Genomic DNA, 26,511 nt, shown 5'->3' with positions numbered 1-26,511 from the left:
AGCAAAATATTGGCTTTAATTAATGCTAAAACGTGTATTTTGTATTGCAAATGTGTTACATAAACGCCAGCGAATTGCAAGGGTGGATGTGTGTAGCTTTAATGCCCGGTACGTTTTGATGTAACCAGCCAATCATAAATTCTGAGCCCGGCTCTTCGCTGGCAATATGACCTAATACAATCAATGAAAGTTTATCGCCTTTGACTTGTGCATCCCGTACATATTCGGCAGTTTCCCATTCCGAAATTTCGCCGCAAATCAGCACATCAGGTTTTTTGGTGCTCATTTCGATGATCTGCCTTTTGCCACCTGCCGCTCCCGGAAGCAACAACACTTTCTGGCAGCTTTGGGTTGGATTACCAATGTAGCGTACCTTTTCAATCTTTAGTTTCTTTTTCAGTGTTTCGATCAAAGAGCTTAACGAAGTAGAAGGGATGCTTAACAGGTTACCTGTTTCCGGTTTGTAGTAGCTTACCCAATCAAGCTGCTTTAATAAGCCTATGCCTACACCATCGGGTTTAAGACTGTGTATGGTATCGTGGTTGCGCCATACGGCTATGTTGTGCTTATCCAGCAGTTGTTTTTTGTACTGATATACATCATCGTTAGTTAACCAGGTGGTTTCATCGGCATGGTTATAAAAAGTTGGCTCGTGCGCTATTATAAAATTAGCCCCTAAGCTTATTGCCTTTTCAATAACGCCAATGGTGGCAAACATGGTAGTAACTATGCCGGTAACCACAATATCACGATTGCCCGATTTTAAGGTATCTACCGTATTAGGAAACGGAGCGCCGGGCACCTGTTTCATAAACAGGTCGATAATTTGCCCTACAGTTATGTTCTCTGCAGGCTTGGCAAGTGTGATAGCATCCGCAGCAAAAGGGGCCGACAGCAATGCTGCAGTACCCGCTAAAGCACCTAACTGGCCTATAAATTTACGACGGTCGGGATTATGGTTAATGGGAGAGGGGTTTGAATTCATGGTAATGATTGGGTTTGGTCAAAGATAGTACAGGCGAGTTAATTTCCGGATTTGTAATAATTGTGTGACATATTTATATCTTCGCATAAAATTTAAAGACCCCTAATCCGTGCAAAAACTTGCTAAGCTTATCACCAACAAACCTTTTGTTTATTCTTTATGGTTTGGCCTAAGTCTATTTTTGGTAATTAAAGGCGTTTTAGCCCACCAGGGCTTTAACAATTACACCATATTTAAATATAACTTTTTAAATACCGTTCATCAGCATAACCTGTATGCTTACCAGCCCGAGCATTATTACGACCTGAACCACTACGGGCCCATATTTTCGATAATCATGGCGCCTTTTTCTTTATTACCGGATAGTATTGGGGTTATTTTATGGGTGCTGTTTAATGCATTCATCCTGTTTAAAGCTATTCAATTGTTGCCGTTAAAAAAAGACCAGTATGTTATTGTGCTTTTGCTGTGTGCGCATGAACTAATGACAGCATCGGCCAATGTGCAAAGTAACCCCATGATCGCAGCGCTGATCATTTTAAGTTTTAATTTTATAAAGCGGGAGCAGGATTTTTGGGCTGCATTGATGATAGCCCTCGGCGCATTTATCAAGCTTTATGGTATTGTTGGATTGGCTTTCTTTTTCTTTTCAAACAACAAACCCAAATTTGTTTTGAGTTTTATATTTTGGTCGGTAGTGTTGTTTGTTTTGCCGATGGCTATTTCATCACCTTCGTTTATTATCCAAACTTATCATGATTGGTATACCGATCTGGTGATCAAAAACTCGGGTAATCAACATTCGGTAATGCAGGAGATTTGTGTTACCGGTTTTATCCGCAGAATTTCTCACTATGAGGACCTCAAAAATATGTATGTAATAGGGCCTGCATTGGTGCTGTTTGGCCTTTCATACCTGCGTATAGGCGCTTATAGGGTTTTGGAATATCAGCGCCTCATCCTTTCGTCGGTGCTGATTTTTGCGGTGATATTTAGTAGTTCGGCCGAATCATCAACCTATATCATTGCTTTTGTTGGGGTAGCCGTTTGGTTTATGAATCTGAACCGTCCGGTAACCGGGTTTGAGATTTTCCTGCTGGTTTTGGCACTTTTGGTAACCAGTCTTTCTCCTTCAGACCTGTTTCCGTCTTTTATCCGCACTCAATATATCGTCCCTTATAAACTAAAATCGATACCCTGCTTTTTGATCTGGCTTAAAATAATTTACGAAACACTTACCAGGGATTTTGCCAAAAAAGAAGAAAGTGCACTGAACCCGGCGAGGGTTTAAAAGTATCAGGATATACAGTAAAGATTAATTGATTGTATTTTTAATGTAAAAACTGGGAATTTGCGGGTTAACAAATAATTATTATTTATGTTTGTAACAGTATAGTTACGTTTGATGGGTTTTGCACTTTTCTGTTAAAATTACTCATGATAGTTACATTTTGTAATGATTTAGCGTAAAGTAATTTTAGCGTGCGTGAAATTGCAATCAAATATAATTTTAATACCGCCTGTTACAATTAAAATTCCATAGTATAACTATGATATACCCTGCTGATAAAAAAATCTCTATTGTTATACCTTCTCACAACGAAGAAAAGAATATTAGTTATTTAATTGAGCAACTCCGCGAAACCCTTTCGCCTACGGGATATGCTTATGAGCTGATATTTGTTGACGACGGTAGCCGGGATAACACCCTGAATGAATTAAAGATCAATGCCGAGTTGCATCCCAATGTTTTTTACGTTGAGCTTTCGCGCAATTTTGGTAAAGATTATGCTCTTAAAGCCGGCATTGCAATGGCCAATGGTAATGCGGTTATAACCATGGATGCAGATTTGCAGCATCCGCCGCAACTGATTCTGAAGATGTTGAAACTTTGGGAAAATGGCTACGATATCGTTTACACCTATCGCGAAGGCGAAAACCCGCACGGCAAAGGGTATCAGAAAGTTACTTCAAAATTGTTTTACAAAGGCCTCAACATGCTTTCGGATATCAAAATGGAAAACGGCACTGCCGATTTCAGGCTGATTGACGAAAAAGTTGTAAAACAGCTTAAGCTCATTGATGAATACGAGATCTTTTTCCGCGGCATAATCAAATGGGCTGGATACAAGCAGGTAGGGATTCCTTATGTGCCATCAAAACGCCATACGGGCGAAGCAAGCTACTCATTTTCAAAATTGGTTAAACTTGCTGTAGGTAGTATTGTTGCTTTTAGTGCAAGGCCGCTTTACATCGTATCATTAATTGGCTTAACGGTTTCATCACTGGCTATTTTGTATATACCATATGTGCTGGTAAGCTACTTTTTGGGGTACGCAGTTTCGGGCTGGGCATCAATTATTGCTACGATAGCCTTTTTTGGCGGTCTTCAATTGCTTGTAATGAGCGTTATAGGGGTATACGTGGGCAAAATTTTTATGCAGTCAAAACATCGACCGCATTATATTATCCGGTCATCAAATGTTGTTATTGTAGATAATGATTTTATTAGGATTTGATGTTGAGGAGTTTGATATGCCGTTTGAGTACGGTAAATCAATAACTTTTGATGAGCAGCTTGATATTTCAACAAAGGGTACCAACAAAATACTCGGTTTATTGAGGCAGAAAAACATAAAAGTTACCTTTTTTTGTACAGCTAATTATGCCATTAACAGACCCGGTATCATCAAGCAAATGGTTGCCGACGGGCATGAGATAGCATCGCACGGGTATTATCATTCAGATTTTAAAATAGAGCATTTAAGGCAGTCAAAACTGGCTTTGGAGGATATTTCCGGAACTGAAGTAACAGGTTTCCGTATGGCCCGGATGATGCCTGTTGACGAGGAGAAAATTGCAAAAGCCGGTTATGAATATAACTCATCTATAAATCCAACCTGGCTTCCGGGGCGGTATAATAATTTTGATAAACCACGCACCTGGTTTTATGATCATGATGTGCTGCAGATCCCGGCTTCGGTTTCGCCACTGATACGCTTTCCACTTTTTTGGTTAAGCTTTCATAATTTGCCGTTGTCTTTATTGAAACGTATGGCTTCGGCAACCTATAAAAAAGATGGTTATCTGAACCTGTATTTCCACCCCTGGGAGTTTACCGATCTGCACGATAAAGAAAAGTTCGGTTTTCCGGGCTATGTTTCAAAAAACTCGGGGGAGGCTTTTGTCCGCAGGATAGGTGATTTTATTGATTGGGCAACAGACAGTGGTTACACCTTCGGACGCACAGACGGCTTTTGTGAAAGCATCAAAAACAAGAATAAACGAGAGCCCGCATTACATTAACAAGCTGTTGAGCAGCTTATAGCAAATCAATTTACTAATTGATTGTTATTTTCAGCATAAATTTGCATATTTGCACCGCAAAAAATTATATAGTATATTATGGGTTCGAAACCATATGTATATTTGTAATCAAAATGCGATGGTCCTATAGCTCAGCTGGATAGAGCAACAGATTTCTAATCTGTAGGTCTTTGGTTCGAATCCAAATGGGATCACAAAAGGGGAAAATCAAAATTTTCCCCTTTTTTATTTTCGCACAATTGTCAATCAGTATGTTAAGCACTTTGGCATCCAATGAAATCTGAAAAGTCTAATTTGCTCATTTTTGATATAATTATATTGCTACTTTTGTGTTAATGAAATGGTTTGCGATCATCTTAAGCTTGTATATGACCATTCTTGCAATGTTACCCTGCAAGGACAAAGATGATTTTTCGACCGTTGTTAATCGTACAGCAGTTAGCACCACTCACAAAAATGATCCTGGTTCTTGCCAGGAAACCTGCCCACCTTTTTGCAATTGTAACTGCTGTTCTACTTCACGTAACCTGGCGCGCACTTATACAGTACTTAACGTTTATGAGCAGCCCATTTCTCAAAACTATTCCGAACTGCGCGTAGAACCTTTGCGTGATCAGGCCCTTCCCATCTGGCAACCGCCCCAATTAAGTTAATACGCTCTTCTTTTTTTTGAATTAAACAGGCTGGCTTCGCTATGGCCTGTATTGTCGTATTATTTTATTGCAAATTCATGTTTAACAGAATTATTTCGTTCTCTGTACGGAATAAGGTGACGGTTGGTATACTGACACTTGTACTGGCGATCGCAGGCATCTGGTCTGCAATCAACCTGCCGGTAGATGCGCAGCCCGACATTACCAATAACCAGGTACAGATCATTACACAGGCGCCGACATTAGGCGCACAGGAAGTGGAGCAATATATTACCGCTCCTGTAGAACTCGCGATGGCTAACATTGCCGGTATCATAGAAAAACGGTCGATCTCTCGTTCGGGTATCTCCGTAATTACATTAGTATTTAAAGATAATGTGGATATTTATTGGGCGCGGGAACAGGTTGGCGCTCAATTAAAAGAAGCCGAAGACAATATCCCGCGGGGAGCAGGTGAACCATCATTGGCCCCCATCACTACCGGTCTCGGTGAGATTTACCAATATAGCATCCACACTCAAAAAGGATACGAAAATAAATATACCGCTACTGACCTGCGTACCATCCAGGATTGGCTGGTGCGGACACAATTGGCTGGTACTGTTGGTGTAGCGGAGGTTAGCGGCTGGGGCGGTTATGTGAAGGAATACGAGGTAGCTCTTGATAATGACAAGCTTAATTCTTTCGGCGTGACTATTCCGGAAGTTTATAACGCTTTACAAAAAAATAATGAAAACACCGGCGGTTCCTATATCGAACAGCAAAGCAATGCTTATTTCATCCGCGGTTTAGGCCAGGTTAAAACGCTCGATGATATCGGCAAGGTCGTCATTAAAAACAGTGGTGGTACGCCTATACTCGTAAGGGATGTAGCCGCCATACAAATGGGCACAGCTACACGTTATGGTGCAGTGACACGCAACGGTGAAGGCGAAGTTGTTGCCGGCGTAACGCTGATGCTCAAAGGCGAGAACTTCAGTCAGGTGATCAAAAATGTGAAAGAACGCATGGTTCAGATACAAAAGTCCCTTCCCGAAGGCGTTGTCATCGAGCCGTTTATTGATCGTACCGAACTCGTAGGCCGTGCTATTGATACCGTTAAGCGCAATTTATTAGAGGGTGCGCTGATTGTGATCTTTGTATTGGTGCTCTTATTAGGTAACCTTCGTGCTGGTTTAGTGGTTGCTTCGGTGATTCCATTGGCGATGCTGTTTGCCTTTTTGTTGATGAGGTTATTCGGTGTATCGGGCAACTTAATGAGCCTGGGCGCGATAGACTTTGGTTTGATCGTAGATGGCGCAGTAATCATTGTGGAAAGCGTAGTACATCATATCACTGCCGGGAACTATACCAGGGAAAATATCAAGGAACTTTCGCGTGATCAGATGAACGGGGAAGTACACGGCAGTGCAGGCAAGCTGATGCAGTCGGCGGCCTTCGGTCAGATCATTATCCTGATCGTTTATCTGCCTTTGTTATCCCTTGTCGGAATCGAGGGCAAGATGTTCCGGCCGATGGCAGAAACCGTGGCTTTTGCCATTTTAGGTGCCTTTATCCTTTCCCTCACTTATGTACCGATGGCCAGCGCTTTGTTCCTGAGCCGTAAAACCGAACATAAACCAAATATCTCCGACCGGATCATCGGCTTTTGTCAGCACGTTTATCAAAAGGCCCTGATAGGTATGCTCCGTTTTAAAGTTTTAACTATAGCCATTGTGTTCGCTATTTTCGGTATTGCCATCTGGGCATTCAGCCGGATGGGCGGCGAGTTTATCCCAACGCTGGAAGAAGGCGATCTCACTGTTGAGATTTCCATGATGCAGGGCACTTCGTTAACCGAAGTAGTTAAATCTTTTAGCAAGGCGGAAAAATTGTTGAAAGACCGTTTCCCGGAGATCAGGCAAGCCGTTACGCGCATTGGGAGCTCGGAAATACCAACCGACCCAATGCCGATGGAACGCGGCGATATGATGCTGGCCATGAAGCCCAAAGCGGAATGGAAAACCGCCAAAACCCGCGAACAGATGATGGCTAAAATGGAAGAAACGCTGGCCGGGTTACCGGGTATTCATGCTTCCATATCACAACCCATGCAGATGCGCTTTAATGAACTGATGACCGGTATCCGTCAGGATGTGGCTATTAAGATATACGGCGATGACCTGGACGAACTGGCGTCACAGGCGAATAAGATTGCAGCGGATATCAAGCCCGTCAAAGGTGTATCAGACATTTTTGTAGAAAAAGTGAGCGGCCTGCCACAGATACAAGTCAACTATAACCGGGATAAAATGGCGCAATATGGACTGAACATCAGCGATGTAAATATGATCCTGAAAACCGCCTTTGCGGGCAGCATTGCCGGTGTTGTCTTCGAGGGCGAAAAGCGATTTAATATGGTGGTGCGTCTGAACCGTGGCCTGCGTGAAAATATCAGCAGCGTGCAGAACCTCCTCATCCCGCTTGCATCGGGTAATAAAGTACCACTTAACCAGGTTGCCGATATTGACTTTCAGGAAGCTCCCTCGCAGATCTCCCGCGAAGATGGCAAGCGCCGCATCTACGTAGGTTTCAATGTGACGGGCCGGGATGTACAATCCACGGTGACAGAGATACAGCAAAAACTTGATAAGAGTTTAAAACTGCCATCAGGTTATTATTTGTCGTATGGCGGGCAGTTCCAAAACTTACAGGCGGCAAGGGCAAGGCTATCCATTGCCGTACCGGTAGCACTGTTATTTATACTGGTATTGCTGTATGTAACTTTCCGCTCGGTCAAAGAAAGCCTGCTCATTTTTACCGCTGTGCCTCTGGCTTCTATCGGCGGTATCGCGGCGCTACTCATTCGCAATATGCCTTTCAGTATCTCCGCCGGCGTGGGCTTTATTGCCTTGTTTGGAGTTGCAGTACTAAATGGTATTGTACTCATCGGTTATTTCAATCAGCTCAAAGACGAAGGTATGGATGATATTTATCAGCGCGTATTGGAAGGTACCAAAACAAGATTGCGCCCGGTATTGATGACTGCGGCGGTAGCCTCGTTAGGTTTCCTGCCGATGGCTTTATCATCCAGTGCGGGCGCCGAAGTGCAAAAACCACTGGCGACTGTGGTGATTGGCGGCTTGATGACAGCCACCTTCCTAACGTTATTCGTGTTACCTTGCCTTTATCTGTTGTTCAACCGCAACACAATAGCTGCGAGTAAAACGGGCAAGGTATTAGGTGTGCTGGTTATTGGTTTTTGTTTGTTTGCCGGTAGCACAAAGGCACAAACCAAGCCTGCTTTAACGCTGGATAGCGCCATCAGCCGGGCTTTACAAAATAACCTGGAGGTACGTTCGGCGAATTTATCAATAGAGCAATCTAAATCGCTGAAAGGCGCGGCATTCGATTTGCCAAAGACCGAACTGATACTTACACAAGACCCGACCAGCGGCGGTAATATCGATAATGGATTAAGTATAAGCCAAAACATTGCCTGGCCGGGATTATATTCCAATCAACGTAAACTTGCGTATCAGCAGATTAAATTGGCCGAACATTCAGGACGGGTAACCCAAGCCGAAATAACCCGGCAAGTGCGAAACGCATGGTATGCTTACCTGCTCAGCCGCGAAACCCTGCGTGTACTTAACTTCCAGGATAGCATTTATAATGGCTTTGTACAGCGGGCGACAGTTCGTGTTAAAGCCGGTGAGGCTTCCAACCTCGAATTGATCTCGGCCAAAAACAGGTATCAGGATGTGCAGGTATCGAAAATCAGCGCACAAGCTGACCTGAGTACTAATGAACTGGCTTTAAAACGCTTGTTGAACACGGTTGAACCATTGGTTGTTGCTGAAAGCGATATAGCTTTAGCCTTGCCCGGTTTATCGGATACGGTGAATACCGCAGCTAACCCGCAAACGATATTAGGTTTACAGCACATAGAGGTTGCAAAAGCTAAGGCGGCTGTAGAACGCTCCAAATTGATGCCTGATATCACATTGGGATATACCCGGCAGTTATTAGTCGGCGCTTTCAATCCCGCTAATATTAATCGCAATTATTCACCTGGTACGCGCATTGGCGGTTTTCAGATAGGTTTGGCTTTGCCGGTGTTCAGTGGTTCTTACCATTCACGTATCAAGTCGGAAAAGATCGGTGCGCAGATCGCTGAAGCAAACTTACAGCAGAAACGATTAGAATTAAGCATACAATACCAGCAGGAGCTACAACAATACCGAAAATATCAGCAGGCAGCAGTTTATTATACCGCCACGGGCCTGAAACAGGCTGACGAGCAATTACGCATTGCACAGGTATCGTTTAAATTAGGCGAGATTGGCTATATAGAATATATCCAAAACATATCAGCGGCTATACAAACCCGCTTGGGCTATCTCGAAACTTTAGGCAGGCTGGACCAGTCGGCTATTCAATTACAATTTTATCAGGGACAATAATCATGAACATCAAAATATATACAGCGGTAATTATCACCGCAATGCTGCTGGCAAGCTGTTCAGGCTCATCCGGCGAAAAAGAAAAAGACAATGGAAAAGCCGTATCGAAAGAGGCGAAGCCATCAAAACCGAATGGATTAGAACTCACTGCGCAGCAAATGAAAAATGTGGGTATTGAGATTGGGCCTATCCCGCAAAAGAACCTCGATGCAGTGATCAAGGCGAGCGGACAATTGGCGGTACCGCCGCAGAACAAAGCCGACGTGAGTTTGCTATCGGGCGGCTTGATCAGCCACATCAGCGTATTGGAAGGCCAGCAGGTTCATAAAGGCCAGGTGTTGGCCGCTGTGAATAACCAGGAACTCATCAAGATCGAACAAGACTACCTGGCAGCAAAAAATAACTTTACTTATGTGGCTGCCGAGTATGATCGCCAGAACCAGTTACAAACAGCCGGCGCAGGTACGGGCAAATCCTATCAATCCGCTATGGCGACTTATAAGGCCGAACGGGCACGATTAAAGGCTTACGAAAGTCAATTGAAGCAATTGAGTATCTCACCCGAAAAGATCAGCAGCGGCAGCATAGTTTCCAGTTTTCCGGTGATTTCGCCGATTAGCGGCACGGTTGGAAAGATCACGGCGAACACGGGCACCTACGTGCAACCCGGCACTTCTATCATGGAGGTGGTGGATAATTCCAAGATACATTGCGACCTGATCGTATTTGAAAAAGACCTGATGGCTGTAAAAATGGGCCAGAAAGTGGATTTTCAGTTAACGAATCAGCAAAACATGGTGATTACCGGTCGCATCAACGGCATTAATAAATCCTTTGAAAATGAAAGCAAGGGGGTGATCGTTCATGCGGAGATTGATAACCGGGAGCATCAGAACCTCATTCCCGGCATGTACGTGACCGCGCTGATCAGTACCGGCAGCAAAATGACACCGGCATTGCCTGCTGAAGCAGTAGTGCGTACTGCCGGAAAGCAATACATCTTCGTAATGACCGGGCAAAATGCCAATCGCTACGCTTTCAAAAAAGTGGAAGTGGCGACGGGTACCAGCGAGTTAGGCTATATCGCAGTCATCCCGATGACCGACCTGCCAGCCAATGTGAAAGCGGTTACCAAAGGGGCTTTCTATCTGGAATCCAGGCAGTCGGGCAGTGACGATGAAGATTAAAACAGACGACCATGTAACAGCCTATGTTGCGCTGGTGGCCGAAAGCAGCCATTTTCCCATCGCTGTTATTCGCAGTGCATGTCGGGTGATCAGGCAAAATCCGTTTATATCAAACTGATTTTTCTGTAAATCTGCAAACAGTGCGGTCGCTATTTTGTCGTGATAATTGGAATAACATGCAATAAATCATCAAAATAGCGACCGTGCTTTTCTATATGACCTGGAATATATACTGGAGCTTGGTGCTTGGTTTTATACTTTCATTACTGGTGAAGGCGTTCATTTCCACCGAAAAATATCCGGTGACTTAGGTAAGGACACTGTCTGTGCGCTCAGCCCGTCAACATTTTAGCGCTATATCTTCGTCCTGTTCTTACCTTGTGGTGTCGATGATGCGAATATCAGCATAAAGGCTGTTCTGATTAGCCGTTTCGTAACATTTCTGCATATTCATTCGGCAATGGGCTATCTTCAACCGCTTTGGCCGCTTTTTCGATATCGTAATCAAATCGGATAAATTCAACCTGTACACTGTCTTTATCTTTGATCGAGCTGTTTTCATTGATATGCAGCAGCACATAACCGCCCCGAGGGTCTTTATCTTTCGGTTTGCCGACCGAGCCGATGTTAATGGCATGACGGTAATGCCTATCTTCTGCGATCACCGAAGGCAATATCCTGTGATATGGCTGATGGGTATGCCCAAAACACATGATATCCGCATCGGCTTGCTCCATAATCCGGATCAGGCTTTTTTCGTCGCGGTCTTCAAACAGGTATTCATTCACCTTGCGCGGGCTGCCGTGAACCAGCAGCACATTGAGCTTGTCATGATTTAACTGAAACTCCAAACGGATATGCGCGGGCAAGGTACGCAAATAAGCCCGCTGCTCGTCTTTTACAACCTCGTTGGTATAAGCAATAGATACATTACCCAAAGCTTTTTCTTCTTCGGTTTTATAGGCGCAACCGCAATCATCGCTGTGACGGCCAATCCCAAAATCATAGTTGCCCGTAATAGTCGGGATATTGCGTTTACGGATTTCGTCGATCACTTCGTTAGGCCAGATATTGTAGCCTACCAAGTCGCCCAGGCAATAAATGGCATCGGTATTACGGGTTGCCACATCGGCAAAAAAGGCTTCTAAGGCCGGAAGATTGGCATGGATATCGGAGAAAAGTGCAATTTTCATTATTCTACGGCAGTTAAATTTTTAGACGTGTAATATTTTTTACGGAAGTAAAAGGCAAGGTTTACCAATGCGATCAGGGCGGGCACTTCTACCAGTGGCCCGATCACCCCGGCAAATGCTTCACCGGAGTTAATGCCGAATACGCCAATGGCTACAGCAATCGCCAGCTCGAAGTTATTGCCGGTAGCAGTAAAGGCAATTGAAGTGCTACGTGAATAATCGGCACCGAACGATTTGCCCAGGAAAAACGCGATCACGAACATGATGGCAAAGTAAATCACCAGCGGGATAGCGATCCTCACAACATCCATCGGTATTTGCACGATCAGGTTACCCTTAAGGCTGAACATTACTACAATGGTAAAGAGCAAGGCGATCAGGGTTATCGGCGAAATGAACGGTACGTATTTGGTTTGAAACCATTCTTCACCTTTGATTTTGATTAACGTGTAACGGCTGATAACGCCTGCTGCAAACGGTATCCCTAAATAAATACCCACACTTTTGGCAATCTCGCCAATGGTGATGTTCACCGCCAATCCTTGCAATCCGAACAATGGCGGTAATACCGTAATGAACAGGTAAGCATAAACGCTGTATAGCAATACCTGGAAGATGCTATTTAAAGCGATTAATCCTGCGGCGTATTCACGGTTGCCCTCGGCCAGTTCATTCCATACCACCACCATCGCAATACAGCGGGCAAGGCCAATCAGGATCAACCCGACCATATAAGCCGGATGATCCCGCAGTAAGGTGATTGCCAATACAAACATCAGTACCGGGCCAACGATCCAATTAAGCACCAGTGAGGCGCTTAATACTTTAGTGTCCTTGAAAACCTGCCCCATGTTCTCGTATTTCACTTTGGCAAGCGGCGGGTACATCATCAGGATCAGGCCAATCGCTAATGGGATATTGGTCGTCCCGCTTGAAAAGGAATTGATAAATCCGGATGACGAGGGAAAGCAATAGCCAATCCCTACGCCAATTGCCATGGCAAGGAAAATCCAGAGGGTTAGGTAACGATCAAGGAAACCTAATTTTTTACGTTCGGCCACGGGGGCGCAGTTGTTTGCTAACATGTGATTTACCGGGTGGTTAATGTTTTAAATTTGTTCCGATCATAATTTATTAAATTACTTATTGCATTAAAGCAATATTGCGATTAATGTTGGCAAAAAAAAGCTTAACAACAACTGTCATCACAATTTACCTCGACAAAAAAGCTTGCAAGCAGCGTTCTGTATTTTGACCAGGTTTGATCGTTGATACAGTAACACATGCTGGTGCCTTCAATTTTTCCTTTGATGATCCCGACGTCTTTAAGTTCTCTCAAATGTTGGGAAATTGTCGGTTGTGCAAGGCCAAGCAGATCGACCAGATCGCTTCCTATACATTCATTGGCTTTGATCAGGTGTTCAATAATTGCAATACGGGCAGGGTGCGCCAATGCTTTTAACATTACCGCCAGTTCATTTTGTGCGTCTGTAAAATTTGCTGTTTTAGTTACTCCCATATTGCAATATTGCGATTAATTGATGAAATAAAAAAGCGTTTGCCGATTCATTTTTTCAACCGTTCCGTTCTCATGCCACATGCTCTTTTACAAAGTCTGCTGAAAAGATTTTAATCGTATCCCTTACGTCGCGGAACTTATCCATGATTTCTTCCGGTGTGCCTGTCGCTTTTGCAGGATCGGGAAAATTTTGATGGAAACGCTGCACATCGCCAGGGAAAAACGGGCAGGCCTCATTGGCGTTATCACATACGGTAATCACCATATCAAACGGAATGGCTGCGTATTCGTCCACATGGTTTGAAGTGTGTTTGGTGATATCAATGTGATCTTCGGCCATCACCTGTATGGCTTTGGGATTAACGCCATGTGTTTCGATTCCGGCACTATAGATATTTGCCTTATCCCCGGCATAAAACCTTAAATAACCTTCAGCCAACTGGCTACGGCAGCTATTACCCGTGCATAGTACTAAAATGTTCTTCATGTTCTCTCCTTTAGTTGATCCCTGTAACTTTACTTCTTCTTTCCAGTAGCAATACGTTGCGCCATATACCGTTCATCTTGCCGACCTTTTCCCGGTAACCGATTTGCCGAAACCCGTGCTTTTCATGTAAAGCAATGCTTGCGGCGTTTTCAGGAAATATCCCGGCTTGTAGCGTCCAGATGTTTTGCGCTTCGGTATCGCCGATCAGTTTTTCGAGTAAAGCCGACCCGACTTTTTTCCCCTGATAGTTTGACCCTACATAAACACTCACTTCGGCGACACCGGCGTAAACGCAGCGGCTTGAAACCGGTGTTAAAGCAACCCATCCGGCTATCTTGCCATCAATCTCGGCAACGAAACGGTGCTTTTCCATGTGCGCTTTATTCCATGCAGGGCCATTAGGGGCGCTCGTTTCAAATGTAGCATTCCCGGTTGCAATCCCTTCCTGGTAGATACGAAGAACGCTTTCCCAGTCTCTTGCGGTCATCGGTCGTATTTGCATCATTGTGGTTTTAAAGTGATAAGTGACAGAAATCGGTTGGTTATTAGCAGCAGCCCGAGCCAGGTGCGCAGCTTCCCGCTGCAACAGCAAGGTTTTTCAGTTCAACTTTTTGTTTTGCAGGTGCAGGCGTGCAGCATTCTTCGCCTTTATCATTTGTGCCGCAGCTTCCGCCTCTTGTGATGGCTTTGCATTGAACGGCATCCGGGCGCAGGTCAACAATCAGATTATTGCCATCAATGATAAACCCGCCGGGGAACATTTGGCGGATATCAAATTCAGAGTTTCCAAACTCGATTTTAACCGTTCCATGCGGATTAAGCGGTAGTGATTTTTCAACAATAGCCACAATAGATAGCGCCTTGCTTACTTTCATTGATCTTTCCTGCTGCTCGTTTTCAGGTTCCCAAAGTTGTACGATGATCTCTGTCCAGCTATTCATCACGCCGCCGCAATCAACAGAAACAATCGGGGCCTGTTTGATCTCGGTAATGTGGTAAGAGGCATCAACCCATTTGTTTTCTGCATACTGGAACTGCAAATTCAGATCGGGGTTCTTTACCAGTTCTTCTTTGAACTGGCTCCAGTTCAGGCTATCTGTTTTGTTCATGCTTAGTTCTCCCTTACTTGTTTTATTGTAATATTGCGATTGATTTGTTCAAATTTTTTTAGCAGCAGGATTTGGCTTTACTGTATGACTGCATAAACTGGCCTAACTGATTTTCCAGTTTTTCCCAGGCTTTCGGTTCGATACAGTAACATACGCTTACACCCTCAATGGTGCCTTGTATCAGCCCGGCGTTTTTCAGTTCTTTTAAATGCTGTGATATTGTCGGCTGTGCCAAACCCAGTTCATCAACAAGATCGCCGCAAATACACGCATTGGTTTTGATCAGATATTGCAGGATGGCAATACGGGCGGGGTGCGCCAATGCTTTCAGCATGGTAGCCAGCGCGTTTTGCTCATCGGTGAATATTTCTGTTTTTGTAAGTCCCATGAATATATATATCGCAATATTACGATTGATTATTGAAAATTGCAATAGCTATATGAATTCAAATAAAAAAATTGAATATAAACAGCACTTTCGAAATTTAAATGCGCTGCTATAAATAAACAGCGAATTAATAACAAAAGGGGCGATGGATGTAAATCTGTCGCCCCTTTTTAATGATTTAATGACCTCTACAGGTCGCTCAGCAGATCCAGTTTCTTGGCGTTATATTCTTCCTGCGAGATAAGGCCGTTATCAAACAAGGTTTTTAGCTTTTTTAATTTTTCGGTAAGCTCATCCGGTTTAGCAGCCGGGGCTGGTGCAGGTGCTTCCTGTACTACCGGCGCTGGTGTAGCAACAGGTGCAGGTGGTGTTACCGGTGCAGCAGGCGCAGTGTAGCCATTTTGTTGAGAAAACGGTTGCGGAGACGCAGGCGGTACAAAAGCGCGTGCGGGCGAGTTCTCTAATTGGATAGCGCCCGATTCGGCACGTTTTTGTTCAAGTTCACGCTGGCGGCGGGCTTCACGTTCCACTTCCTTGCGTTCCTGGGCGTACTGGTACAGTTTACGGCCCTGAACTTTAGGGAGGTAATCAACGGCCATTTCGGCTCCGCCTGTAGTCCTTACGCTGAATACGGCACCAATGATCTCTTCTTTGGTATGTACGTCAACAATATCTTTCCAAACAAAATCAACAAACTTAATGGATAAACCCAGATTGGCCGGGGTAAAAAACAATACACGTTTGTTGGTTATAGCTATACAGTCGGGAAAAAGGTTAACCAGCGGTTTTTTCTGAACGGCTATGTAAATAATCTCCTCACCGGTTGACAGCAGGTCAACAAGACGCGAATAAACCTTTTCAACTGCTTTGGGATCCTGTTCCTCTGTTAAAAATTTCTCAATCATGTTTTTAGCATTTATGATGCGCGCAAAAATAACAATTATACCTGTTAAAGATTCAAGAATCAGGCGTTAAGCCTCAAGAAAAAATCTTATTCAACAATTTTCCTGGCTCTTAATTCTTGACTTCCTGGTTCTCAACAAATATTAGGCTATCAGCAAATTACAGCCGCGAATGTCCGACTGGTCAAAGCGGCCCAATACCTCAAAGGAGCCATCAGCGTAAATCCGGCCCAAATCCTGTGTGGCAATAAAGGCACAGGAGTTTATATTTGCCAGGTCAATAACGCTGATACCGCCTGTCTTATTAGTTTGTAACGTGCTCAGCGGATCGTTAGTATCGCGGATAATGATCTTCATCCAAGGGGGGCAATTAAAAATACCATCACCTTTGGAGTAGGCTTGTGACAGCAGTTCGGTCATTCCATATTCAGAATGGATGTGTTTTACACCAAAGCCTTTACCTAAAATATCATGCAATTCCTCGCGGATCATCTCTTTTCTGCGGCCTTTCATACCGCCGGTTTCCATTACAACAAGCTCAGGAAAGTTAACCTGGTAGTTTTCAATAAAATCGAGCAAACCGAAAGTTACGCCTATTAAAAGCGTAGGCTTCCCGACCGCCTGTTGCTTTTTAAGCTGATGAAACAGCTCGTCGTGATTATACAAAAAGAAGCCACTATCAGGATTATTTGATTGCTTTATAAGGTCATCAACCATATAAATGAGCGATGAGCCTTCGCGTTCCAGGTAGGAGGGGAGCAGGGCTAAAACGGTATAATCCCTGATATCGCCATAAAAGAGCTCGAATGCATTACGAAAACTATCCTCGTACCAGGATGGGTCTGTTACCCTATGGCTGCTGGTGATCATGCCGGTAGTGCCCGAACTGGTGAACGTAACCTCAACCGGTTCATCTGTACTTAATACAGTATGCGATTTAAAAAACTCAATAGGTAGAAATGGGATCTGTTGGTAAGATATAACTGATGCCGGATCAATTTTTAATCCCTCAGTAAACTGCCTGTAAACCGGGTTATGCTTTGCCTGGTAATTGAAAACCTGCAAGGCGGTTGCGTTAAATTGCTCTTCGGTACTGATAGAAAATACCTGCTGTTTACCGGGTTTGTTCATTGGGGGCAAAGATAAGAATTTAGAATATGCAGATGTGCGGATTTCAGATGTGCAGATTATCTGAACCTGGATTAAACTGATTTTTCAGATTAATGGATTTTGTCTGCTTGTTATTACCACGCACCCGGTGAATCCTTTAATCCTAAAAATCCCGGTTCAGATAAACACCGCAAGTTTCGGGTTGAAGTGCTTTATGGCTAACCCGACCTTTGATCTATAAAAACACCATAATCATGAACACATTTAAAATTGTACCCCTTCCCAAATCATTTGCGCAAAAAATAAGGACTACCATGACTGACGACTTTGGAGGCGAAGTGGTTGAACAGTTAGCCACCGGGCTTGGGCCCTGCCGGGTTTCGCTTAAGCCGTTTGAACGTAATGTTGATAAGCGCCTTTTATTGAAACATTCACCTTTTGAAATTGAAAATGCCTATAACCAACCGGGGCCGGTTTTTATCAATGCTGCGGATGTTGAAGAATATAGCGATATCTATCGCTTCCCGCCCGAAATTAAGGCTAACAAAAAAAGTTTTCCGCTGTCGCTGATTGGTTACAGCAAGGCACAACAAATGGTTTTAACCCGGCTTGTTGGTGATGCCGATGTGGATGAACTGATATCTGAAATATTTGCCGAAAATGCTCATGTTGAATATTTGCATGCCAGAAATGCACAGGCATGCTGTTTTATATGCAAAATTGAGCGTGTTTGACTTTGAGATTACATAAAATTAAAAAACAAGTACGTGTTTTGGGGGTTATTTTAGTATAGAAGCAGATAACAATTAATCATATTAACCATCCATCCCCATGAAAACATTAAAATTTTTGAGACTCCCGGTTTTGTTAGGTCTCTTTTTTGTAATGATATCGGCAAAACCTGCCGATGACGACAGCAAGCAAACGGAGCGCATCCATAACGCGTCAAATGTGCTGAAAGAGTTTGCCAAGATGAAGGAAAGTATCCCTCATCAGTTATTAGAAGAATACGAAGGTATTGTGATCATTCCTAAAATGATCAACGCCGGTTTTGGTATTGGCGGTAAACGCGGGAAAGGCGTAGCTATGGTAAAATTAGGTAACGGCAAATGGAGCGACCCTGTATTTGTTACCTTAACAGGCGGTAGCTTTGGTTTACAGATTGGCGTGCAATCGGTGGATCTGGTATTGGTGTTCCGTAACAAAGGCGTGCTAACCAAAGTTAAAAACGGCGATTTTACCATTGGCGGCGATATTTCGGCAGCTGCGGGCCCGGTTGGCCGCAGTTCAACAGCAAGTACCGACTATAAACTGCAGGCCGAGGTTTATTCTTATTCGCGCAGTAAAGGCTTATTTGCGGGTATAAGCATTAACGGTTCAAACCTTGGTATTGATAAGGATTCGAACGCTGCTTATTACGGTGCAAAAGCAACCTCGCAGGATATTTTTGCCCAGGCAACCAGCCCTACCGAAGCAGTTAAAACATTAAAAGAAACATTGGCTTCGTTTTAATTAAAAACGTATCCGTAACAAAAATGCCCGTGCTTTTTAGCCGGGCATTTTTTGTTTTAATGCTTTTGAAATGCCCGCTTGAGCAATAAGCCCGAAAGCGCCGACATCCCGCCAACGAGGCCACCTAAAACACCTGTTACTACCAGTATATAAGCCCAGCCGGGTAAGTGAAATAAATGGGCTATCCTGGTGGCCATGATATGATCATTAGGAACGCTTTTAAAAAGTGCTAATACCATCCAAACAATTAAAACTGCCACAAACGCCTGCCAAAAGGAGCTTTTTGCTGTAGTGCCGATAAAAAGCGCCGTTAAAAAAGAGATGACGGCAACTATCCACCAGGGCAAAAAATATCCGCTGGCAAATGAAAGGATAAGTATGATGAGGAATAACATATTGCTATTATTTACCGGTTAATGTATAAGTTGATTTAATGCGGGGCGATTGCTCACTGGCCGATTGCATAAAAAGCAGTTCTTTCAATTTACCTTCATTCCAGGTTTTGAACATATCGTTGTAAAAGAAACTGCCGGGGTTACCTGATTCACCACCGGGGAAAATACCGTAGCCTTTTACCTTTGGCCCCATTTGTACTACCATACGCCACGATGGGCCATGGTTATCATTTAAAGCGTTAACGGTTGAGCCTGTGCCGTCCGACTCAAAATTTCCTGAGCTAAAAGCCGGCTGGCGCGATAGGCTGGCAATGTCCATTTTTTTATATTTTCCCCATCGCCAGTTTGCCCCTGGTTTTCCGCATCGGCTGGTAATTTCTTTTACTGCAGCTGCAAAAGCTCTATTAACTATATCTGACGCTGTTTCCTTTGCCGGTGTGCGGATGTCATCAAACCATTTGGAACCGGGTTCCTTTAATAGCAATCGTTCGGTACGGTCCATTGATGGGAAGTTGTTTTGCAGGTTCTTATCTGCAAAATCATCGGCCCATATAGCATTATACAGCTGCGACCACCAATCGCCAAATACAGTAGCGCCTATTGAATTGGCCGAAACGTTTTTATCCCACTTGATAACCTTATGATAGGCAAAAAGCTCTGTGGCATCAAGTTTTGCTGTATCGATATATTTGAGCATAGTTGGCAAAATGTCCTGCGACCTAATACTGTACACATCGGTTTGCAGGATGCGCATACTGTCTACAGTAGCTTTGGTCATAACCGACAGCCTATCGTTAATACGTTTGCCGCGTTCGTACGATGCAAAAGACCAATCGATATAATATGGATAAGTAGGATCTGTTGATGATTGATTAGCCGAACTTACAAAACCGCGCGGCGGATTTTTAACTGTGGGGTCATGTTCAAATGGTATCCAACCATGCCAGTCATCGGCAGGATCAGTGCCGTCTAAAATAAATTTACCCTGATCTTTGTATTTAAGCGGATACTTACCGTTGGGAGTAATGGCAATATCATCTTTGCTGGCAAAAACAAAATTTGATGCCGGGGCGCTGAAAAAGGTAAGTGCTTTGCGGTAGTCGTCATAATTTTTGCCTGTGTTGAGCAGGTACATAGCCATGAGTTCGTTTGATGGCTCATGCGCTATCCATCGCAGCGAATGCCCTACAGGAACAAAATCTGCCCCGTCGGATTTTTGGACATCATTTTGATAAACAACCGGACCGTGATGGGTATAAACAACCGTATCATAAACTGGCTTTTGGCCAAGCACATCAATTTTTTCTATGCGGCGTGTGGTTTTATTCCATTGGTTGTTATACCAGTATTCGTCCATTTTTGCGTCTCTGAATTTTTCCTGGTACCAGTCCAATACATCAGCATCAACATTGGTAATGCCCCAACTGATATTATTGTTAAACCCTAAAATAACGCAGGGAGCCCCCGGTAACGATACACCATAAACATTTATGCCCGGAGCAGAAAGCTGTATTTGGTACCAGATAGAAGGCAAAGTAAGGTTAAGGTGCGGATCATTAGCCAAAATAGGATAGCCACTTGCTGTTTTACTGCCGGCTACTGCCCAGTTATTGCTACCTATACCTTCAACACGGGGCCTGGTATTGGCACTGTCGGTCATACTGGCCAAAAAATGTGCGGACGGTTGGGGGATAGGCAGGGGTTTAAAATAATCCCATTTTGTTCCTACCGGGATAATTGGATCCTCGTGCATAGGATAATCCGGGAAGAGATCATTGGTAGTAGCCGGGCCAAATTTCCGTAGAATGTTGGTCATGGCAAATTCATTTGAACCACCGGCCAATGTTTCAGACATCAGCTTGAGTAAAAATGCGCAGTTGACAGGCTTCCAGTCTTCAGGAGCATAGTTAAGCAGCTTAAACTCTATAGGGTAATCTCTTGGGCTTAGCTGGTGAATGTAACTGTTAATACCATCGGTATAAGCCAGTATCATCTCCCTGATTACTGGGTCGGCCATCATTGCTTTTATTGTTTTTTCAGCACCGTAAACCATGCCCATTCGGCGGTGATAGCGGTCAATATCCAGTACTTTGGGGCCAATAACTTCGGCCAGCCTGCCTGCAGCCTGGCGGGTTTGGATATCCATCTGCCATAAACGATCGGTAGCGGTCATGTAGCCCTGGGCAAAATACAGGTCGTGCTTATTCTCAGCAAAAATGTGCGGGATGTGGTTCTCATCAAACTTAATGGTAACCTTACCTTGCAGGCCTTTAAGTTTCAGATCACGGGTTAGCAAAATGTTTTTACTTTCTGCGTTTTGCCAAAAACCATCGGCCGGACTCAAAAATTTCCCCAATGGCGGCACAACGCCTAATTTGGTTTGCAGTGCCCATATGAGCAGTAATGTTAAAAATATGGATATGAATGCCTTTGTAAACTTCATTGTTGGTGATATGCCCCTAAAGTTAACCATTTAGGCTGCATATTCAAGCTTTGGCTTACGCTTATGGTAATGTTTTTTAGGTTTCTGTGTTTGAAGTGAATCTGTTTTGGGTTGTTTCTTTTCCCTGCGGAAATCCCAGGGAGGGGTAGGGTTCGCATCCTGCCATAAGCCAAGTTTATTTGTACGGGCCTGTTGCTCCAGGGTGGACAGTTCGGAGTTTTTGGAGTAGGCTTTGTATTGCCAGGCATAACCGTTTTTTACCAATGCATAATTTACGTTGGTGCCGTCGGTAAGCACAACCTGTGCCACGGTACGGCCATAGCGGTCACGCTCATTGCCGACTAATTTCACTTCTTTGCCAAAGCACAGGTCGGAAGTGAATTTTTTAGCTGCCTGTCCAAAGGCCTGTGATTTTTCGGGGCAATCAATCTCGGCAAGCCTGACGGTAAGCTGCTGATTGTCGCTGGTAAGTAAACCTAACGTATCGCCGTCTTTCACTTTAACAACTTTATAAATATCAGCATCGGGTTGTTTGGTGTTGTTGGGATTACAGCCCCATAAAATCAAAAGAACAAACAGAAGGGCGGAGTACTTTTTTAGCATGCGATTTTAATGTGCAGATTCCAGATGTGCAAATATGCAGATTGATGTGCAAATTTCAGATGTGCAAATGTGCAGATGAATTTATTGAAGTGCGGATTTCAGACATAAATGATTAGTAAATCTATAATTTGAATTTTCCTACATCTGCACATTTGTAATTTGCACATCTGGAATCTGCCATCTGAAGTTAATTACTTTCCATGCAAACTCAGCGAATTGCCGTCCGGATCTTTAACTGTTGCAAACCTGCCCCATGGTGTTTTTTCAGCATCGGCCACTTCAAGGCCTTTTGCTCTTAGCTCTTCTATTTCTTTGTCCAGATCGTCGGTTTTAATTACAAAACCGCGTACACTGCCTGCGGACATTTCCGGGAACCAGTTTACCAGTGTGATGGAAACCGGCGAGCCGGGGAATGACATCTGGATCCAGGTTTGATTTTCAAAATTGGCTTCAACCATAATCTCGAAACCTAATTTCAGGTAAAAGGATTTGGCTGCCTGCTGATCGGTTACAGGAATGGAAATAATTTCGATAGCTTTCATTTGCTAAGCGTTGATGGTTTATATCGGTTAGGTTTAACCTGCGTTGAATGTCGAACTTATCTTTGAAATATCACAGTAATAAGAAATATTTTTTATATCGATACCGTCCCATTTTTTGGAAATTGAACCTGAGCTTTAAAGTATAATTAGCCGGTTTTATCAAAGGGGTAAAAAAAATGCCGCTGTTTTTAAACAGCGGCAAAAAGCTATGGATAGTTTTATGGTATTTAACTATAGTGTTTATAAAGCAGGTACACAATTGCGGCAATTATTGCAACGCCGATAACGATATAAACAGGCTGCGATTTTTTGGTGCCCGAACCGTCAACTTTAACGTTACCGGTACGCTTGAGCACCCCCCAACCGCTTAACTCGCCTTTTAATGCTTTTCTCAGTGATTTAAACAGTACGTAGTACATCAGCTGCCTCCACATAAAACGCTGCGGAATAATGTAGACGAGCTTTTTGTAGTCCTCTTTTTCCATGCGGAAAGCAATGATACCTACAATGAAATCAACCACCACAAAGGCTACATAATAAAGCAGCATCTTCTCCGGTTTTTCGCCAAATAGGGCAAATAGCATCATCAAATCTGCCAGGGGAGAGAATAGCGGTAATATGATCTGGAAAATCAGGATGTTAGGCATCCCCACCATTCCAAAAAACTTGTACTTTTTGTTAAACAGTGCGTCGCGGTTTTTCCAGAAGCTCTGCATTACGCCAAAGCTCCAGCGGAAACGCTGTTTAAGCAACATGTTTATTGTTTCAGGCGCTTCGGTATAAGCAACGGCTTCGGCACAGTTACGTACCACGTAGCCTTGTTTCAGAATACGCATAGTCAAATCGCAATCCTCAGCAAGGGTGTCATAGGTAAAACCGCCCGCACGGAAAATGGCCGATTTACGGAATGCCCCGATAGCTCCTGGTACAACCGTAATGCTGTTGATAAGGTCAAATGCACGGCGGTCCATGTTTTGCGCGGTGATATACTCTATCGACTGCCAGCGGGTAATGATATTGGTTTCGTTACCAACTTTAACTGTTCCGGCTACTGCACCTATTTCCTCATCGGTAAAGTAGGTCATCAGTTGATAAACAGCATCAGTTTTGAGCTGGGTATCGGCGTCAATACAAACCACAAAATCATTTTGTGCATGGGTGATACCAAAGTTTAATGCAGATGCTTTGCCGCCGTTTGGTTTGGTCAGGATCTTGATAAGCGGGTTACCTTTATAGGCAGCTTCTACTACCTCAAAGGTTTTATCTTTTGATCCGTCATCAACAAAAATAATCTCGAACGAAGGATAATCTGTTTTAAGCAGGCTTTGTATTGTTGCCACTGCATTCACCTCCTCGTTATAAGCTGGAACGATGATACTCACCGGTGGCATTACGTCAGTATCACGATTGAGCTTTTTAGATTTTTGATCTACGCTTCGCTGCCTTACAGCTAAAATACCTATAAGCACAATACGGCCAATAGCCAGGAAGATAGCCGAAAGGAATACATAGATCAAAGCCCAGTTAATGTAGTAATAACCGTGGATAAAGACATCATAAGCCGGACCGAAAATACCGGTGCTTGGATCTGGTTTGATTGGCGGCATCAGGTCATCTTTGGTTTTACCAAGCACATCGGCAATGGTGGTGAACTGGTAACCGTGCGATTTAAAGTAATGGATGATCTCTGGCAGGGCCTTAACAGTTTCTTCGCGGGTATCACCGCCGGCATCGTGCAGCAATATCATCGATCCGTTATCTTTTTGCCTGATGGTGCGGGCAATAATACTATCGGCAGTTACGCCGGGCTGCCAGTCCCATGGGTCGATAGATTCGCCGATGGTGATATAGCTTTGACGGCGGCTTTCAGCAACCGGGATAACTTCTGCAAGGGTTTGCGGTTCGGCATCGGCATTAAACGGCGGGCGGAACAAAATCGTGCTTCTACCGGTTACCGATTCAATAAGCTTACGGGTAGAGTTAAGCTCCAATATCACCCTTTTTAAGCTAATGGTCGAAATATCGGGGTGGAAGAAGGTGTGGTTACCGATTTCGTAGCCTTCCTCATATTCACGGCGCAGCAGCTGCATATTCTTTTCGGCCATAGAGCCAACTACAAAGAATGCGGCGGGTACTTTTTCGGCTTTAAGGATATCTAAAATGCGCGGGGTAAAATCAGGATCGGGTCCGTCGTCAAAAGTCAAAACTACTTTTTTAGGGGCATAACCATACCTGCGGATTACATATTTAGTTGGTAATTTTATATAGTGCTGATCGAGAATTGTAAATGTGGAGGTATCCATTTTTACATTGATCTCGCCGGTGGTAGGTGTTGTGATGAGGTCAAGTACCTCGCCATCGCCGTCGTAATCAACATTTACCCGGTTGTTCAAACCCACAGATGTAAGTTTGCGCATGTCGATACCTGTTTTTCTCAAAGAATCTATCGACAGGTTTTTCTGGAAAAATGTCCACAAGCGCGGATCTTCGGCACCTAAACGCCATAAAGCCACACCTCCGGTAGCCCAGTCATCGGCCATGCGGATCACGTTAAAGTTTGTTGCCGCATCGGTAAAGTAAATGGTATGGTCAAGGCTGTCCTTGTCCATATAAGTGAAGTGTAAATTGGCCGAATTAGGGTCAAAAGTTATCTTGCTTTTTTGTTCCTCAGCGGTACTTATCGCCTGCTGATAGCCAATGGTTTTACCTACACTACCCTCCGGCCAGTCATAGGCGCCGCCTGCAAAAGTTAAGATTATTTTCTCTGACGGTACTTTTGAACAAACATCATCCAAAATTTGTTCAACCCAGCGCTGATTTGAAAGATCGCCGGCATTTGTAGCTTCGTAATGCTCATCAATAGCCATGATGAACAGGAAATCATTTACATGCTGAAGTCTTTTAATGTCAAAAGCTTCATCTTCGGGCACTACGTTTTGCGTAACCAGGAAGCCTTTAGTATGAAGGGTATTATAAAGCTCGTTTTGAAAAGCAATGTAATTTTTACTGTTGCGATCGCGCAGTTCATCAAAATCAACATTAATGCCTTTTAATTTATTTTTGGTAAGCGCGTTAACTATGCTATTGATGAAATTACCGCGAAGGGTTTTACTGTTAACAATCCGATCAACATCTTTAGTATCGTATCCGCCGTGGGCGTTGTCATAGTTTACATAGTTTGAAAGCGATACAACAATAGGCTTGTTGTACTTTTTATTGAGGTTCATGAGCCCGGTATCGAGCTTGGTGATCACCGTATCTGTTTTTGGCGCTATAAAAAAGCCTTCGCTCACTACCATATCCAGGTGGGCAATGTTCACTACCAGCGAATTATAGGCCTGCGGTTCCCACGCGCGGTAAAAAGCGGCGTTGATGCGGTCTTTATTATTGGGTTGCTTAAGCTGGTGTAATCTTTTTGCCCGTTCAAGTGCTTCAATTTCAGATTTTTGTATTCTGAATGATTTAAATTTAGTTGATTTTTTTAATTGTTCAAGCTCCTCTTTGGTCATCTTTTTGGGAGCAGGATTAAGATTGGGGAGTTCGGGGTAGTAGGTTGAGCGGATAGTTACAATTACAGCTATAATACCAATAACCAATGCAGCCAGTAGTACGCGGCTTAGCCATTTAAAACGGTTCCACCTACCGGGATTATCAGCCTGAAAAACTTGCTTGCTTGATGACATTAAGAAAAATTACTTTATTAAAAGTATA

The 26,511-nt window shown here is 43.8% G+C and carries 24 protein-coding genes and 1 tRNA gene; 10 read left to right on the top strand and 15 right to left on the bottom strand.

The genetic code is table 11. The features are described from left to right. Window positions 1–55: 55 nt before the first annotated feature. Window positions 56–985 carry a Nif3-like dinuclear metal center hexameric protein gene (locus tag AC59JO_RS03955; RefSeq protein WP_497303549.1) on the bottom strand — a complete coding sequence of 310 codons (930 nt, stop codon included), beginning with the start codon at window positions 983–985 and terminating at the stop codon, window positions 56–58. Window positions 986–1,094: 109 nt separating this feature from the next. Between AC59JO_RS03955 and AC59JO_RS03950 the strand changes: the two genes are divergently transcribed. The 8 genes from AC59JO_RS03950 to AC59JO_RS03915 all read left to right on the top strand — a co-directional run bounded on the left by AC59JO_RS03950 (window position 1,095) and on the right by AC59JO_RS03915 (window position 10,715). Then, window positions 1,095–2,276, top strand: a complete 1,182-nt coding sequence (locus AC59JO_RS03950) for a glycosyltransferase family 87 protein (RefSeq protein ID WP_497303547.1) — start codon at window positions 1,095–1,097, stop codon at window positions 2,274–2,276. Window positions 2,277–2,535: 259 nt separating this feature from the next. Further along, window positions 2,536–3,504: a glycosyltransferase family 2 protein gene (locus AC59JO_RS03945; RefSeq protein WP_413669296.1), complete on the top strand. Its 969-nt coding sequence runs from the start codon at window positions 2,536–2,538 to the stop codon at window positions 3,502–3,504. Then, window positions 3,485–4,291, top strand: coding sequence for a polysaccharide deacetylase family protein (locus AC59JO_RS03940; protein WP_413669295.1), 807 nt, complete (start codon window positions 3,485–3,487; stop codon window positions 4,289–4,291). The genes AC59JO_RS03945 and AC59JO_RS03940 overlap by 20 nt, the downstream gene beginning before the upstream one ends. Window positions 4,292–4,432: 141 nt before the next feature. Beyond that, window positions 4,433–4,506 (top strand) — tRNA-Arg (locus AC59JO_RS03935). A gap of 141 nt (window positions 4,507–4,647) precedes the next feature. Then, complete coding sequence (locus AC59JO_RS03930) at window positions 4,648–4,965, top strand: DUF6660 family protein (RefSeq protein WP_413669294.1); 318 nt, start codon at window positions 4,648–4,650, stop codon at window positions 4,963–4,965. Between the two features lie 77 nt (window positions 4,966–5,042). Beyond that, window positions 5,043–9,410, top strand: coding sequence for a CusA/CzcA family heavy metal efflux RND transporter (locus AC59JO_RS03925; protein ID WP_497303544.1), 4,368 nt, complete (start codon window positions 5,043–5,045; stop codon window positions 9,408–9,410). Window positions 9,411–9,412: 2 nt separating this feature from the next. Continuing rightward, on the top strand, window positions 9,413–10,597 hold the full coding sequence (locus AC59JO_RS03920; protein WP_497303542.1) for an efflux RND transporter periplasmic adaptor subunit: 1,185 nt from the start codon (window positions 9,413–9,415) through the stop codon (window positions 10,595–10,597). Beyond that, window positions 10,587–10,715, top strand: coding sequence for a hypothetical protein (locus AC59JO_RS03915; protein ID WP_413669291.1), 129 nt, complete (start codon window positions 10,587–10,589; stop codon window positions 10,713–10,715). Before AC59JO_RS03920 ends, AC59JO_RS03915 begins: the two co-directional genes overlap by 11 nt. Before the next feature lie 304 nt (window positions 10,716–11,019). On the opposite strand, the gene AC59JO_RS03910 is transcribed toward AC59JO_RS03915, so the two are convergent. From AC59JO_RS03910 to AC59JO_RS03870, 9 genes are all read right to left on the bottom strand, one after another. Then, complete coding sequence (locus AC59JO_RS03910) at window positions 11,020–11,790, bottom strand: metallophosphoesterase family protein (RefSeq protein WP_497303540.1); 771 nt, start codon at window positions 11,788–11,790, stop codon at window positions 11,020–11,022. Beyond that, window positions 11,790–12,875 (bottom strand): ACR3 family arsenite efflux transporter, encoded by a 1,086-nt coding sequence (gene arsB, locus AC59JO_RS03905; RefSeq protein WP_497303538.1) that lies wholly within the window; start codon window positions 12,873–12,875, stop codon window positions 11,790–11,792. The genes AC59JO_RS03910 and arsB overlap by 1 nt, the downstream gene beginning before the upstream one ends. Window positions 12,876–12,979: 104 nt before the next feature. Further along, a complete protein-coding gene (locus AC59JO_RS03900; RefSeq protein WP_413669288.1) occupies window positions 12,980–13,309 on the bottom strand; it encodes an ArsR/SmtB family transcription factor in 330 nt (109 codons plus the stop codon). Between the two features lie 70 nt (window positions 13,310–13,379). Further along, a complete protein-coding gene (locus AC59JO_RS03895) occupies window positions 13,380–13,796 on the bottom strand; it encodes an arsenate reductase ArsC (protein WP_497303536.1) in 417 nt (138 codons plus the stop codon). A gap of 10 nt (window positions 13,797–13,806) precedes the next feature. Beyond that, a complete protein-coding gene (locus AC59JO_RS03890) occupies window positions 13,807–14,301 on the bottom strand; it encodes a GNAT family N-acetyltransferase (protein WP_413669286.1) in 495 nt (164 codons plus the stop codon). Between the two features lie 40 nt (window positions 14,302–14,341). After that, window positions 14,342–14,905: a DUF6428 family protein gene (locus AC59JO_RS03885; RefSeq protein ID WP_413669285.1), complete on the bottom strand. Its 564-nt coding sequence runs from the start codon at window positions 14,903–14,905 to the stop codon at window positions 14,342–14,344. Between the two features lie 58 nt (window positions 14,906–14,963). Then, window positions 14,964–15,293, bottom strand: coding sequence for an ArsR/SmtB family transcription factor (locus tag AC59JO_RS03880; protein WP_413669284.1), 330 nt, complete (start codon window positions 15,291–15,293; stop codon window positions 14,964–14,966). 188 nt (window positions 15,294–15,481) lie between these two features. Continuing rightward, on the bottom strand, window positions 15,482–16,198 hold the full coding sequence (locus AC59JO_RS03875; protein ID WP_413669283.1) for a PH domain-containing protein: 717 nt from the start codon (window positions 16,196–16,198) through the stop codon (window positions 15,482–15,484). Between the two features lie 141 nt (window positions 16,199–16,339). After that, entirely contained in the window at window positions 16,340–17,326 is a 987-nt protein-coding gene (locus tag AC59JO_RS03870) for a LuxE/PaaK family acyltransferase (RefSeq protein WP_413669282.1), read from the bottom strand. Window positions 17,327–17,559: 233 nt separating this feature from the next. Here AC59JO_RS03870 and AC59JO_RS03865 point away from each other — a divergent pair, with 233 nt between their 5' ends. Continuing rightward, on the top strand, window positions 17,560–18,039 hold the full coding sequence (locus AC59JO_RS03865; RefSeq protein WP_413669281.1) for a DUF1203 domain-containing protein: 480 nt from the start codon (window positions 17,560–17,562) through the stop codon (window positions 18,037–18,039). Window positions 18,040–18,136: 97 nt separating this feature from the next. After that, on the top strand, window positions 18,137–18,817 hold the full coding sequence (locus tag AC59JO_RS03860) for a lipid-binding SYLF domain-containing protein (protein ID WP_413669280.1): 681 nt from the start codon (window positions 18,137–18,139) through the stop codon (window positions 18,815–18,817). Window positions 18,818–18,873: 56 nt separating this feature from the next. On the opposite strand, the gene AC59JO_RS03855 is transcribed toward AC59JO_RS03860, so the two are convergent. From AC59JO_RS03855 to AC59JO_RS03835, 5 genes are all read right to left on the bottom strand, one after another. Beyond that, window positions 18,874–19,212, bottom strand: a complete 339-nt coding sequence (locus AC59JO_RS03855; RefSeq protein WP_497303532.1) for a hypothetical protein — start codon at window positions 19,210–19,212, stop codon at window positions 18,874–18,876. Window positions 19,213–19,219: 7 nt separating this feature from the next. After that, window positions 19,220–21,655, bottom strand: a complete 2,436-nt coding sequence (locus AC59JO_RS03850; protein WP_497303530.1) for a penicillin acylase family protein — start codon at window positions 21,653–21,655, stop codon at window positions 19,220–19,222. 30 nt (window positions 21,656–21,685) lie between these two features. Beyond that, a complete protein-coding gene (locus tag AC59JO_RS03845; protein ID WP_413669277.1) occupies window positions 21,686–22,258 on the bottom strand; it encodes a thermonuclease family protein in 573 nt (190 codons plus the stop codon). A gap of 191 nt (window positions 22,259–22,449) precedes the next feature. Further along, window positions 22,450–22,800 carry a glyoxalase superfamily protein gene (locus tag AC59JO_RS03840; RefSeq protein ID WP_497303528.1) on the bottom strand — a complete coding sequence of 117 codons (351 nt, stop codon included), beginning with the start codon at window positions 22,798–22,800 and terminating at the stop codon, window positions 22,450–22,452. 227 nt (window positions 22,801–23,027) lie between these two features. After that, a complete protein-coding gene (locus AC59JO_RS03835) occupies window positions 23,028–26,483 on the bottom strand; it encodes a trifunctional glycoside hydrolase family 18/polysaccharide deacetylase/glycosyltransferase family 2 protein (RefSeq protein ID WP_497303526.1) in 3,456 nt (1,151 codons plus the stop codon). Window positions 26,484–26,511 lie beyond the last annotated feature (28 nt).

The sequence above is a fragment of the Mucilaginibacter sp. A5337 genome, from assembly GCF_059690695.1.
The sequence above is the reverse complement of the archived record's forward strand: the minus strand, read 5'-3'. Positions and strand labels throughout refer to the sequence as shown.